Source organism: Mitsuaria sp. RG (assembly GCF_028369275.1).
Taxonomy (GTDB): Bacteria; Pseudomonadota; Gammaproteobacteria; order Pseudomonadales; family Pseudomonadaceae; genus Aquipseudomonas; species Aquipseudomonas peradeniyensis.
Genome location: NZ_JAQMYQ010000018.1, coordinates 65,379 through 78,818 on the forward strand (window position 1 = coordinate 65,379; position 13,440 = coordinate 78,818).

11 protein-coding genes are annotated in these 13,440 nt (G+C 62.6%); 10 read left to right on the plus strand and 1 reads right to left on the minus strand.

What is annotated here, in order from left to right:
- Positions 1-4: 4 nt before the first annotated feature.
- The 10 genes from atpA (at position 5) to hcnC (ending at position 11,827) form a co-directional block, all read left to right on the plus strand.
- Positions 5-1,549: a F0F1 ATP synthase subunit alpha gene (atpA, locus tag POF53_RS12415; protein WP_038707082.1), complete on the plus strand. Its 1,545-nt coding sequence runs from the start codon at positions 5-7 to the stop codon at positions 1,547-1,549.
- 48 nt (positions 1,550-1,597) lie between these two features.
- Positions 1,598-2,458 carry a F0F1 ATP synthase subunit gamma gene (atpG, locus tag POF53_RS12420; protein WP_028690020.1) on the plus strand — a complete coding sequence of 287 codons (861 nt, stop codon included), beginning with the start codon at positions 1,598-1,600 and terminating at the stop codon, positions 2,456-2,458.
- A 27-nt stretch (positions 2,459-2,485) separates the two neighbouring features.
- Positions 2,486-3,862, plus strand: a complete 1,377-nt coding sequence (atpD, locus tag POF53_RS12425) for a F0F1 ATP synthase subunit beta (RefSeq protein WP_028690019.1) — start codon at positions 2,486-2,488, stop codon at positions 3,860-3,862.
- A gap of 44 nt (positions 3,863-3,906) precedes the next feature.
- Entirely contained in the window at positions 3,907-4,326 is a 420-nt protein-coding gene (locus POF53_RS12430; RefSeq protein WP_054893003.1) for a F0F1 ATP synthase subunit epsilon, read from the plus strand.
- 122 nt (positions 4,327-4,448) lie between these two features.
- On the plus strand, positions 4,449-5,816 hold the full coding sequence (gene glmU, locus POF53_RS12435) for a bifunctional UDP-N-acetylglucosamine diphosphorylase/glucosamine-1-phosphate N-acetyltransferase GlmU (protein WP_254463965.1): 1,368 nt from the start codon (positions 4,449-4,451) through the stop codon (positions 5,814-5,816).
- A gap of 216 nt (positions 5,817-6,032) precedes the next feature.
- On the plus strand, positions 6,033-6,800 hold the full coding sequence (locus POF53_RS12440; RefSeq protein WP_498967914.1) for a DeoR/GlpR family DNA-binding transcription regulator: 768 nt from the start codon (positions 6,033-6,035) through the stop codon (positions 6,798-6,800).
- A gap of 12 nt (positions 6,801-6,812) precedes the next feature.
- Complete coding sequence (gene glmS / locus POF53_RS12445; protein ID WP_254463967.1) at positions 6,813-8,648, plus strand: glutamine--fructose-6-phosphate transaminase (isomerizing); 1,836 nt, start codon at positions 6,813-6,815, stop codon at positions 8,646-8,648.
- A 220-nt stretch (positions 8,649-8,868) separates the two neighbouring features.
- Entirely contained in the window at positions 8,869-9,183 is a 315-nt protein-coding gene (hcnA, locus tag POF53_RS12450) for a cyanide-forming glycine dehydrogenase subunit HcnA (protein WP_050707591.1), read from the plus strand.
- Positions 9,180-10,574 (plus strand): cyanide-forming glycine dehydrogenase subunit HcnB, encoded by a 1,395-nt coding sequence (gene hcnB / locus POF53_RS12455; protein ID WP_186712253.1) that lies wholly within the window; start codon positions 9,180-9,182, stop codon positions 10,572-10,574. The genes hcnA and hcnB overlap by 4 nt, the downstream gene beginning before the upstream one ends.
- Before the next feature lie 2 nt (positions 10,575-10,576).
- Positions 10,577-11,827, plus strand: a complete 1,251-nt coding sequence (gene hcnC, locus POF53_RS12460; protein ID WP_096049068.1) for a cyanide-forming glycine dehydrogenase subunit HcnC — start codon at positions 10,577-10,579, stop codon at positions 11,825-11,827.
- A 155-nt stretch (positions 11,828-11,982) separates the two neighbouring features.
- On the opposite strand, the gene lpdA is transcribed toward hcnC, so the two are convergent.
- On the minus strand, positions 11,983-13,383 hold the full coding sequence (gene lpdA, locus POF53_RS12465) for a dihydrolipoyl dehydrogenase (protein ID WP_498967917.1): 1,401 nt from the start codon (positions 13,381-13,383) through the stop codon (positions 11,983-11,985).
- Positions 13,384-13,440: the final 57 nt, after the last annotated feature.

A 13,440-nucleotide genomic window follows, 5' to 3' on the forward strand; every position in this document is an offset into this window, starting at 1 on the left:
AGCAATGCAGCAACTCAATCCTTCCGAAATTAGTGAAATCATCAAGGGCCGCATCGACAACCTCGATGTCGGCTCCCAAGCCCGTAACGAAGGTACCGTCGTTTCGGTTTCCGACGGCATCGTGCGGATCCACGGTCTGGCCGACGTCATGTACGGCGAAATGATCGAGTTCCCTGGCAGCGTATTCGGCATGGCCCTGAACCTGGAGCAAGACTCCGTAGGTGCAGTGATCCTGGGTGCCTATGACACCCTCGCCGAAGGCATGAGCGCCAAGTGCACCGGCCGCATCCTGGAAGTTCCGGTTGGTAAGGAACTGCTGGGTCGCGTCGTCGACGCACTGGGTAACCCGATCGACGGCAAAGGTCCTCTGGGCAACACCCAGACCGACGCGGTCGAGAAAGTAGCTCCAGGCGTGATCTGGCGTAAGTCGGTAGACCAGCCTGTACAGACTGGCTACAAGTCCGTCGACGCCATGATCCCTGTCGGCCGTGGCCAGCGCGAGCTGATCATCGGTGACCGTCAGATCGGCAAGACCGCCATGGCCATCGACGCCATCATCAACCAGAAAGACTCCGGTATTTTCTGTGTTTATGTTGCAGTCGGCCAGAAGCGTTCCACCGTTGCCAACATCGTTCGCAAGCTGGAAGAAGCTGGCGCCCTGGCCAACACCATCGTGGTCGTTGCCAGCGCCTCGGAATCCGCCGCACTGCAGTTCCTGGCCCCGTACGCCGGCTGCACCATGGGCGAGTTCTTCCGTGACCGCGGTGAAGACGCCCTGATCGTTTACGATGACCTGTCCAAGCAGGCCGTTGCCTACCGTCAGATCTCCCTGCTGCTGCGCCGTCCACCAGGACGTGAAGCGTACCCAGGCGACGTGTTCTATCTCCACTCCCGTCTGCTGGAGCGTGCATCGCGCGTTTCCGAAGAGTATGTCGAGAAGTTCACCAACGGTGCCGTAACCGGCAAGACTGGCTCGCTGACCGCTCTGCCGATCATCGAAACCCAGGCTGGCGACGTTTCCGCGTTCGTTCCGACCAACGTGATCTCGATCACCGACGGTCAGATCTTCCTGGAATCGGCCATGTTCAACGCAGGCATCCGTCCTGCCGTTAACGCCGGTGTGTCGGTATCCCGTGTTGGTGGTGCCGCCCAGACCAAGATCATCAAGAAGCTGTCCGGTGGTATCCGTACCGCCCTGGCCCAGTACCGTGAACTGGCGGCATTCGCCCAGTTCGCTTCGGACCTGGACGAGGCTACCCGCAAGCAGCTGGAGCATGGTCAGCGCGTTACCGAGCTGATGAAGCAGAAGCAGTACGCGCCAATGTCGATCGCCGACATGGCCCTGTCGCTGTACGCCGCTGAGCGTGGTTTCCTGACCGACGTAGAAGTCTCCAAGGTTGGCAGCTTCGAGCAAGCGCTGATCGCCTACTTCAACCGTGATCACGCCGAACTGATGGCGAAGATCAACGTGAAGGGTGACTTCAACGACGAAATCGACGCTGGCATGAAAGCCGGTATCGAGAAGTTCAAGGCCACCCAGACCTGGTAAGCCGCAGCGGGGGCTCCGGCCCCCGCTTGCTAACCTGATAGGTGATACATGGCAGGCGCAAAAGAGATTCGCAGTAAGATTGCGAGCATCAAAAGCACGCAAAAAATTACCAGCGCCATGGAGAAAGTGGCGGTCAGCAAGATGCGCAAGGCACAAATGCGCATGGCTGCTAGCCGTCCTTACGCGGAGCGTATCCGCCAGGTGATCGGTCATCTGGCCAACGCCAACCCGGAATACCGCCACCCGTTCATGATCGAGCGCCCTGTAAAGCGCGCTGGTTATATCGTGGTGAGCAGTGACCGTGGTCTGTGCGGTGGCTTGAACACCAACCTGTTCAAGGCCCTGGTCAAGGACATGAACGAAAACCGCGAACAGGGCGTTGAAATCGACCTGTGCGTGATCGGCAGCAAGGGTGCGACTTTCTTCCGCATCTTTGGCGGTAACGTCGTAGCCGCGATCAGCCATCTGGGCGAAGAGCCATCGATCAATGATCTGATCGGCTCCGTCAAGGTGATGCTGGACGCCTACCTGGACGGCCGCATCGATCGCCTCTCGGTGGTTTCGAACAAGTTCATCAACACCATGACCCAAAAACCGACGGTCGAGCAATTGGTACCGTTGGTGGCAACCCCGGATCAGGAACTCAAGCACCACTGGGACTACCTGTACGAACCCGACGCAAAAGAGCTGCTGGACGGCTTGATGGTGCGTTACGTGGAGTCGCAGGTCTACCAGGCGGTGGTCGAGAACAACGCTGCTGAACAAGCGGCCCGGATGATCGCCATGAAAAACGCCACAGACAACGCCGGTGATTTGATCAAAGAGCTTCAGTTGATCTACAACAAGGCGCGTCAGGCTGCGATCACCCAGGAGATCTCGGAAATCGTCGGCGGCGCTGCCGCGGTTTAACGGTTCAAAAATTCAGAGGATCCAGCTATGAGTAGCGGACGTATCGTTCAAATCATCGGCGCCGTCATCGACGTGGAATTCCCACGTGATGCCGTGCCGAGTGTTTACAACGCGCTGAAAGTACAAGGCGCGGAAACCACCCTGGAAGTTCAGCAGCAGCTGGGCGACGGCGTGGTTCGTACCATTGCGATGGGCTCGACCGAAGGTCTGAAGCGCGGTCTGGATGTCGTCGACACCAAGGCTGCCATCTCGGTACCTGTCGGCAAGGCAACCCTGGGCCGTATCATGGACGTCCTGGGCAACCCGATCGACGAAGCCGGTCCAATCGGCGAAGAAGAGCGTCGCGGTATCCACCAGCCAGCGCCTTCGTTCTCCGACCAGGCGGGCGGCAACGACCTGCTGGAAACCGGCATCAAGGTTATCGACCTGGTCTGCCCGTTCGCCAAGGGTGGTAAGGTTGGTCTGTTCGGTGGTGCCGGCGTCGGCAAGACCGTGAACATGATGGAACTGATCCGTAACATCGCCATGGAACACAGCGGTTACTCCGTGTTCGCTGGTGTGGGTGAGCGTACTCGTGAGGGTAACGACTTCTACCACGAGATGAAGGACTCCAACGTTCTCGACAAGGTAGCGCTGGTCTACGGTCAGATGAACGAGCCACCAGGAAACCGTCTGCGCGTAGCGCTGACCGGCCTGACCATGGCTGAGAAGTTCCGTGACGAAGGTAACGACGTTCTGCTGTTCGTCGACAACATCTATCGTTACACCCTGGCCGGTACCGAAGTATCCGCACTGCTGGGCCGTATGCCTTCGGCAGTAGGTTACCAGCCGACCCTGGCCGAAGAGATGGGCGTTCTGCAAGAGCGTATCACTTCGACCAAAGAAGGTTCGATCACCTCCGTCCAGGCCGTATACGTACCTGCGGACGACCTGACCGACCCGTCGCCAGCGACCACCTTCGCCCACCTGGACGCCACCGTCGTTCTGTCCCGTGACATCGCTTCCCTGGGTATCTACCCAGCGGTCGACCCACTGGACTCGACTTCGCGCCAGCTGGACCCGAACGTGATCGGCACCGAGCACTACGAGACCGCTCGTGGCGTTCAGTATGTTCTGCAGCGCTACAAAGAGCTGAAGGACATCATCGCGATCCTGGGTATGGACGAACTGTCCGAAGCCGACAAGCAACTGGTTGCCCGCGCTCGTAAGATCCAGCGCTTCCTGTCGCAGCCGTTCTTCGTGGCCGAAGTCTTCACCGGCTCGCCAGGCAAGTACGTTTCGCTCAAGGACACCATCGCTGGCTTCAGCGGCATCCTCAAAGGTGACTACGACCACCTGCCAGAACAAGCGTTCTACATGGTCGGCAGCATCGACGAAGCGATCGAGAAAGCCAAGAAACTGTAATCCCGGCGCCCCGCAAGGGGCGCTAATCAGGTTGAGGCAAGCAGATGGCTATGACAGTCCATTGCGATATCGTCAGCGCGGAAGGAGAGATCTTCTCCGGCCTGGTCGAGATGGTAGTCGCGCACGGTAACCTGGGTGATCTTGGTATCGCTCCGGGCCACGCGCCGCTGATCACCAATCTCAAGCCTGGTCCGATCACGCTGACCAAGCAGGGTGGCACTCAAGAGGTGTTCTACATCTCCGGTGGCTTCCTCGAAGTGCAGCCGAACATGGTCAAGGTTCTTGCCGACACCGTGCAGCGCGCTGCCGACCTGGACGAAGCTCAGGCTCAGGAAGCCCTCAAGGCTGCCGAGAACGCGCTGAACACTAAAGGCTCGGACTTCGACTACGGCGCTGCTGCCGCACGTCTGGCCGAGGCTGCAGCTCAGCTGCGTACTGTCCAGCAATTGCGCAAAGGCAAGTAATCCGGCCTTGGCCGCTTACTGCCGTTGCGATTGAGTTAAAGGGTAGCCTCGGCTACCCTTTTTCTTTTTCTGAAATTCCCCTTCGGTCACGTCCCTGACCGCCCAGGATTGGTAGCCAGTCAATGTCCCTCGATATCGTCATTCTCGCCGCAGGCCAAGGCACCCGCATGCGCTCCGCGCTGCCGAAGGTACTGCACCCGGTCGCCGGCAATTCCATGCTCGGCCACGTTATCCACAGTGCACGCCAGTTGCAGCCCGAAGGTATTCACGTGGTAATCGGCCATGGCGCCGAGCTGGTCCGTGAGCGCCTGGCAGCCGACGATCTGAACTTCGTCATGCAGGACAAGCAATTGGGCACCGGCCATGCCGTGGCCCAGGCGTTGCCGGCCATCACCGCCGATACCGTGCTGGTGTTGTACGGCGATGTGCCGCTGATCGAGGTGGACACCCTGCAGCGCCTGCTGGCCAAGGTTAGCGAGCAGCAGCTCGGGCTGCTCACCGTGACCTTGCAGGACCCGACCGGCTACGGCCGCATCGTGCGTGACGCGGCGGGCAACGTGACCGCGATCGTCGAGCACAAGGATGCCAGCGAAGCGCTGAAGGCAATCAAGGAAGGCAACACCGGCATCCTCGCCATGCCTGCCGCACGCCTGGCCGACTGGATGGGCCGGTTGTCCAACAACAATGCCCAGGGCGAGTACTACCTCACCGACGTGATCGCCATGGCCGTGGCCGATGGCCTGGTGGTCGCCACCGAGCAGCCCCACGACCCGATGGAAGTGCAGGGCGCCAACGACCGCCGCCAGCTGGCGGAGCTCGAGCGTCACTATCAACTGCGTGAAGGCCTCCGCCTGATGGCCCAGGGTGTCACGCTGCGTGATCCGGCGCGCTTCGATGTACGCGGCGAGGTGACGGTCGGCCGCGACGTGCTGATCGACATCAACGTCATTCTCGAAGGCAAGGTGGTGATCGAGGACGACGTGCAGATCGGCCCCAACTGCGTGATCAAGGACAGCACCCTGCGCAAGGGCGTGGTGGTCAAGGCCAACAGCCACCTTGAAGGCGCGGTGCTGGGCGAGGGCAGCGATGCCGGCCCGTTCGCCCGTCTGCGTCCAGGTAGCGTCCTGGAAGCTCGTGCCCATGTGGGTAACTTCGTCGAGCTGAAGAACGCGCACCTGGGCGAGGGCGCCAAGGCCGGTCACCTGACCTACCTGGGTGATGCCGAGGTCGGTGCCCGTACCAATATCGGTGCTGGCACCATCACCTGCAACTACGACGGCGCCAACAAGTTCCGTACGGTGATGGGCGAGGATGTGTTCATCGGTTCCAACAACTCGCTGGTGGCACCTGTGGAAATCCAGGCGGGGGCCACTACCGCGGCGGGCTCGACCATCACCCAGACGGTTGAAGCCGGGCAGTTGGGCGTGGCCCGTGCGCGCCAGCGCAACATCGAAGGCTGGAAGCGGCCGGAGAAGATCAAGAAGAGCTGAGTTATCCACAGCGCTTTCGATCGAAAGCCGGCTTATGTGAATAAGCCGGCTTTTTATTGGGTGCCAAGGTGAATTCCATTGGGGCCGCTGCGCGCCCCATCGCGGCACAAGGCCGCTCCTACAGGGACCGTGCCGAAGCAGAGATAAACTTGACGAATCGTCCATCTTAGGTTTTGATTGCAATACTTATCTTTCGAATCGAAACTTAAAGCCGACATGTCGAAACGAAATACCCCTCAGCGCCGCCACAACATCCTGGCCTTGCTCAACGAGCAGGGCGAGGTGAGCGTCGATGCCCTGGCCAAGCGTTTCGAAACTTCCGAAGTGACCATCCGCAAGGATCTCCACGCCCTGGAGGCCAACGGTCTGCTGTTGCGCCGCTACGGTGGCGCGGTGACCATGCCCCAGGAGCTGTTGGGCGATACGGTCCAGCCGGTGTCCCTCTACAAGCAGGCCATCGCCCGGGCAGCGGTCGATCGCATTCGCGAGCATGCACGCATCATCATCGACAGCGGCAGCACCACGGCAGCGATGATCCCACAGCTCGGGCGCCAGCCAGGCCTGGTGGTGATGACCAACTCGCTCCACGTGGCCCGCGCCATCAGCGAGCAGGAGCATGAGCCCGTGCTGCTGATGACCGGTGGCACCTGGGACCCGCACTCTGAGTCCTTCCAGGGCCAGGTGGCCGAGCAGGTACTACGCTCATACGACTTCGACCAGCTGTTCATCGGTGCCGACGGCATCGACCTGGAGCGTGGCACCACCACCTTCAACGAGCTGCTGGGGCTGAGTCGGGTCATGGCCGAGGTGGCGCGCGAGGTGATCGTCATGGTCGAGTCGGACAAGGTCGGTCGCAAGATCCCCAACCTCGAGCTGCCCTGGGGCAGCGTCAACACCCTGATTACTGATGATCGCCTGCCCGCCGAGGCGCGCGACCGGATTCAAGCCCGCGGCATCACCCTTATCCGCGCCGCTATCAGCTAGGAGCAACATCTTATGTGTGGAATCGTTGGTGCCGTTGCCGAGCGCAATATCACAGCCATCCTCATCGAAGGCCTCAAGCGCCTGGAATACCGTGGTTATGACAGCGCCGGCCTGGCCGTCCTGAACCAGCAAGGCGCGCTCGAGCGTCGCCGCCGTATCGGCAAGGTCAGCGAGCTGGAAGGCGCCGTGAGCGCCGATCCGCTGGCCGGTCAGCTGGGCATCGCTCATACCCGTTGGGCGACCCATGGCGCGCCGACCGAGACCAATGCCCACCCGCACTTCTCCGGGCACGACGTGGCGGTGGTGCACAACGGCATCATCGAGAACCACGAAGAGCTGCGTGAAGAGCTCAAGGGCCTGGGCTATGTCTTCGTCTCGCAGACCGACACCGAAGTCATCGTCCACCTGATCCACCACCTGCTCAAGGGCATTCCCGACCTGACCGACGCGCTCAAGGCCGCGGTCAAGCGCCTGCACGGCGCCTATGGTCTGGCAGTGATCAGCGCCAGCCAGCCGGACCGCCTGGTCGCCGCCCGCAGCGGCAGCCCGCTGGTGATCGGCCTGGGCCTTGGCGAAAACTTCCTGGCCTCGGACCAACTGGCCCTGCGCCAGGTCACCGACCGCTTCATGTACCTGGAAGAAGGCGATATCGCCGAGATCCGCCGTGACCAGGTGCAGATCTGGGATCAGGCCGGTCATCCGGTCCAGCGCGAGACGGTGCAGTACCACGAAGGCGCCGAAGCCGCCGAGAAGGGCAACTACCGCCACTTCATGCTCAAGGAAATCCACGAGCAGCCCACCGTGGTGCAGCGTACCCTGGAAGGGCGCCTGGGCAAGGACCACGTGATGGTCCAGGCCTTCGGTCCACAGGCCGCCGAGCTGTTCGCCAAGGTGCGCAACGTGCAGATTGTCGCCTGCGGCACCAGCTATCACGCCGGCATGGTCGCCCGTTACTGGCTGGAAAGCCTGGCCGGCATCCCATGCCAGGTGGAAGTGGCCAGCGAATTCCGCTACCGCAAGGTGGTGGTGCAGCCGGACACCCTGTTCGTCTCCATCTCGCAGTCCGGCGAAACCGCCGACACCCTGGCGGCCCTGCGCAACGCCAAGGAGCTGGGCTTCCTCGGCAGCCTGGCGATCTGTAACAAGGGCATTAGCTCGCTGGTGCGCGAATCCGACCTGACCCTGCTGACCCTGGCCGGGCCGGAGATCGGCGTCGCCTCGACCAAGGCCTTCACCACCCAGCTGGTGTCGCTGATGCTGCTGACCCTGGCCCTCGGCCAGGTGCGCGGCACCCTCGAAGCTGGTGTCGAAGCCGAGTTGGTGGACGAGCTGCGTCGCCTGCCGGCCCGCCTGAGCGAAGCGCTGGCGATGGATGGCGTGGTCGAGAAGATCGCCGAGCTGTTCGCCGACAAGCACCACACCCTGTTCCTCGGCCGCGGTGCCCAGTATCCGGTGGCGATGGAAGGCGCGCTCAAGCTCAAGGAGATCTCCTACATCCACGCCGAAGCCTACCCGGCAGGCGAGCTCAAGCATGGCCCGCTGGCGCTGGTGGACAACGACATGCCGGTGGTGACCGTGGCGCCGAACAACGAGCTGCTGGAGAAGCTCAAGTCGAACCTGCAGGAAGTGCGCGCCCGTGGCGGCGAGCTGGTGGTGTTCGCCGACGAGCACGCCGGCATGAGCAACGGCGAGGGCACCCATGTGATCAACGTGCCGCACATCAACGATGCGCTGGCGCCGATCCTCTACACCATTCCGCTGCAACTGCTGTCGTACTACGTCGCCGTGCTCAAGGGCACCGACGTCGACCAGCCGCGTAACCTGGCCAAGTCGGTGACGGTGGAGTAACCCCACGGCTGTCGAAGCAAGGCTACCGATTGCCCCTGGTCCGCCAGGGGCTTTTTATTTCTGAGTGTTCGACAATGGATTTGTAGCGCTCTTGTCCTACGCGATTGTACGTCTGTCGCTGTAGGACATTTCTTAAACGTGCCTCTGGCATGGATCAATGTTTTCCCTCGTTGTTTGCCCTAACGTCGCCCGACCCATCAGTCATCAAGGACGACAGGAAATGCAGACGCTGCAACGAAAGCACGATATCCAGCCATTGGAAGGCGCTGAAATGACCCTGCTGGTCAATGGCCTGCCTGCGGTCGCCAGTGCCGGCGAAACCGTACTCAGCGTGCTCAACGCCGTTGGCCTGCGCCAGCTGGCGCGTAACGATCATGGCCAGCTCAGCGGTGCCTACTGCGGCATGGGCGTCTGCCATTGCTGCCTGGTGCAGATCGATGGTCGTCCCAAGCGTCGCGCCTGCCAGACCATCGTCAAGCCGGGCATGAGCATCGAGACCGAGGTCAACCGCGTGCAAGAGGAGGCCCACCCATGAGCCTTCGTCCCGTGATCGTCGGTGGTGGTTCGGCCGGCATGGGCGCCGCCATCGAGCTGGCCGAACATGGCGTGGATTGCCTGCTGTTCGACGAGGCCTCGCGCCCCGGTGGCGTGGTCTATCGTGGCCCGCTGCGCGCGGGTGTCGACCTGGGCTACCTGGGGCCGCGCTACACCAAGGCCCTGACCAAGCTGCATGAAGATTTCGCCGCCTGCGCCGAGCGCATCGACCTGCGCCTGAACCATCGCGTGGTGGGCGGGGACGATCAACGGCTGATGGTCCTCGACGCTGACGAGCAACTGCACGAGATCGACTACTCGCACCTGCTGCTGGCCGCCGGATGCCACGAGCGCAACGTGCCGTTCCCCGGCTGGACCTTGCCCGGTGTGATCCTGCTCGGCGGCTTGCAGCTACAGATCAAGAGCGGCGTGGTCAAGCCACTGGGCAGCACGCTGATTGCCGGTACCGGGCCGTTGCTGCCGCTGGTCGCCTGCCAGCTGCACGCCGCCGGCGCCAAGGTAGCCGGCGTGTACGAAGCCTGCTCGTTCAACCGTATCGCCAAGGAAAGCCTGGCGTTGATGAACAAGCCGCAGCTGTTCCTCGATGGCCTGAGCATGCTGGCCTACATGAAGCTCAACGGCATCCCCATGCATTATGGCTGGGGCGTGGTGGGCGCCACGGGTGACGGCGAGTTGCAGGAGGTCCAGGTCGCCCCTTACACCCAGGACTGGCAGCCGGACATGACCCGCATCCAGCGCGAGCAGGTGCGCACCCTGGCGGTAGGCTACGGCTTCATTCCGCGGACCCAGCTCAGCCAGCAACTGGGCCTGGCCCATGGTTTCAGCGAGGACGGCTACCTGCGCGCCGAGTGCAACGTGTGGCAGCAGAGCAGCCAGCCGAACATTCACCTGGCCGGCGACATGGCCGGTATTCGTGGTGGTGAGGCAGCGATGCTCACTGGGCGTATCGCCGCGGTGTCGATGCTGCAGCAGATGGGCAAGCTCGATGCCGAGCAGGCGATCGAGCGCCGTGAGCGTTTCCTCGGCAAGCTGGCGGCGATCAAGCGCTTCCGCTCTGGGGTGGAACGCTACACCGCGCGCGGCGCGGCGCAGATCCAGCTGCCTCAGGCCGACACGGTGATCTGCCGTTGCGAAAACGTCACTCGCGATCAGATCGACCTGGCCCTGGAGCAGGGCGTGGAGGACATGGCCAGCCTGAAGATGCGTACCCGGGTAAGCATGGGCGACTGCCAGGGGCGCATGTGCGTCGGCTACTGCAGCGACCGCTTGCGCAGCGCCACTGGACGTCCGGACGTGGGCTGGCTGCGCCCGCGCTTCCCGGTGGACCCGATCCCATTTTCCGCATTCGAACAACTCGGCACGGAGGCCTGAGCATGAACAAGCATTACGACATCATCATTGCCGGTGGCGGCGTGATCGGCGCGTCCTGTGCCTACCAGCTGTCCAAGCGGCACAACCTGAAGATCGCCCTGATCGACTGCAAGCGCCCGGGCAACGCCACCCGTGCCTCGGCCGGCGGCCTGTGGGCCATCGGCGAGTCGGTGGGACTGGGCTGCGGGGTGATCTTCTTTCGCATGATGTCCTCGCGCAACAAGCGTGAGGCCAACGGCGCGGCGGTGGTGGTTGACTCGAGCACGCCGCACATCCTGCCGGAGTGCTTCTTTGACTTCGCCCTGCAGTCCAACGCGCTTTATCCACAGCTGCACCAGGAGCTGATCGAGCGCCACGGGATGGACTTCAAGTTCGAACGCACCGGGCTCAAGTACATCATCCAGGATGAAGAAGACCAACTGTACGCCGAGCACATCGTCAAACAGATCCCGCACCTGGCCGACCAGGTACGCTGGCTCGACCGCGACGCGCTGCGGGCCTCGGAGCCGGCGGTGACGCTCAAGGCCAATGGCGCGCTGGAGTTTCTCTGCGACCATCAGGTCAGCCCGTTCCGCCTGGGCGATGCCTACATGGAGGCGGCGCGGCAGAACGGCGTCGATTTGTACCCGAACGTGAACATCACCGGCGTGCTGCATGAAGGCTCGCGGATCAAGGGCGTGCGCACCGCCGAGGCCGGCGAGTTCCATTGCGCCACCTTGATCAATGCCGCTGGCGCCTGGGCCGCCGAGCTGAGCGAATGGGCGACCGGGGAGAGCATTCCGGTCAAGCCGGTGAAGGGCCAGATCGTGCTGACCGAACGCCTGCCCAAGCTGCTCGATGGTTGCATCACCACCAGCGATTGCTACATGGCGCAGAAGGACAATGGCGAGATCCTGATCGGCAGTACCACGGAAGAGAAGGGCTTCGATGTCAGCAATACTTTCCCGGAAATCAGCGGCCTGGTGCAGGGTGCGATTCGTTGCGTGCCGCAGCTGGCGCAGGTGAACCTCAAGCGCACCTGGGCCGGCCTGCGCCCGGGGTCACCGGACGAGCTGCCGATTCTCGGGCCTGTGGATAATGTGCAGGGCTATTTCAATGCCTGTGGACATTTCCGTACAGGAATCCTCACGTCGGCGATTACCGGTGTGTTGCTGGACAAGGTTGTCCACAACGAGGCGTTACCGCTGGATATCACGCCATTCCTGGCGTCGCGCTTCCGTGAGGGTGTGGATAAACAACTGGCCCACGGCTAGGTCGAGCACTCGTGGGGCAAGGCCGCTCCGACAGGTTGGCGTAGTACCTGTGGGAGCGGCTTTAGCCGCGAACACCGGCGAAGCCGGTGCCATCCACCGAATCGCTTGCTTTGCGGCTAAAGCCGCTCCCACACGGTTTAACGCAAGGCTTTGCGTCAGATCTGCATCGCTTTCCCATCCACATTCATCGCCGCCTGGCGCAGCGCCTCGGAGCGGGTCGGGTGTGGGTGGCAGGTGAGGGCGATGTCCTCGGCCGAGGCCGAGAATTCCATGGCCACGCAGAACTCGCCGATCATCTCGCTCACGCTCGGGCCAACCAGATGCACGCCCAGCACCTCGTCGGTGACGGCGTCGGCGATAACCTTGGCGAAGCCTTCGGTCTCATGGTTGATCTTGGCCCGGCTGTTGGCGGTGAAGGGGAACTTGCCGACCTTGTAGGCACGGCCTTCGGCCTTGAGCTGCTCCTCGGTCTTGCCGACACTGGCCAATTCCGGGCGGGTATAGATGACGCCGGGGATCAGGTTGTAGTTGACCTCGTGGGGCTTGCCGGCGATGCGCTCGATGCACGCCACCGCTTCGTCCTCGGCCTTGTGCGCCAGCATCGGGCCGGAGGTGACGTCGCCGATCACCCAGATACCCGGGACCGTGCTGCGGTGATGGTCGTTGGCGAGCATGCCGCGCTTGTCGGTTTCCAGCCCCACGCTTTCCAGGTTAAGGCCCTTGGTATAAGGACGGCGACCGATGGCCACCAGCACGTAGTCGGCCTGCAGGGTTTCGGCGTTGCCACCGGCGGCGGGCTCCAGGGTCAGGCTGACGCCGTCGGCGCTGGATGTGGCCTGGGTCACCTTGCTGCCGAGCTTGAAGGTCATGCCTTGCTTGGCCAGGGCCTTCTGCAGAGTCTTGGCGGTTTCCTCATCGGTGCCCGGGCAGATGCGGTCCAGGTATTCGATCACCGTCACTTCGGCACCCAGGCGGCGCCACACCGAACCCAGCTCCAGGCCGATCACGCCGGCGCCGATCACGATCAGGTGCTTGGGCACCTGGGGCAGCGACAGGGCGCCGGTGGAATCGATGATGCGCTGGTTGTCGATGGTCACGCCAGGCAGCGGCGTGGGTTCGGAACCGCTGGCGATGACGATGTCCTTGGCCTGCAGGGTGGTTTCACTGCCGTCCTCGGCTTTGACCACCACCTTGCCGGCGCCGTCCAGGCGGCCCCAGCCCTTGACCCAGTCGACCTTGTTCTTGCGAAAGAGGTACTCGATGCCCTTGGTCAGGCCAGTCACGCTTTCGTCTTTCTGCTTCATCATCTGGCCCAGGTTGAGGGTCGGCTTGACCTCGATCCCCAGGTGGGCGAACTCTTCGCCGCTGGCCGCCTCGTACAGCTCGGATGCATGCAGCAGCGCCTTGGACGGCATGCAGCCGACGTTCAGGCAGGTACCGCCCAGGGTCGGGCGACCCTCGACACAGGCCACGCTCAGGCCCAGCTGGCCGGCGCGGATCGCTGCGTTGTAGCCGCCGGGGCCGCCGCCAATGATCACCACGTCATAGGATTTCATGGGTTTCGTTACTCCGAGAGTGTGAGGAAGCGAAGAGGGGCACAAGGTTAGTCTGAG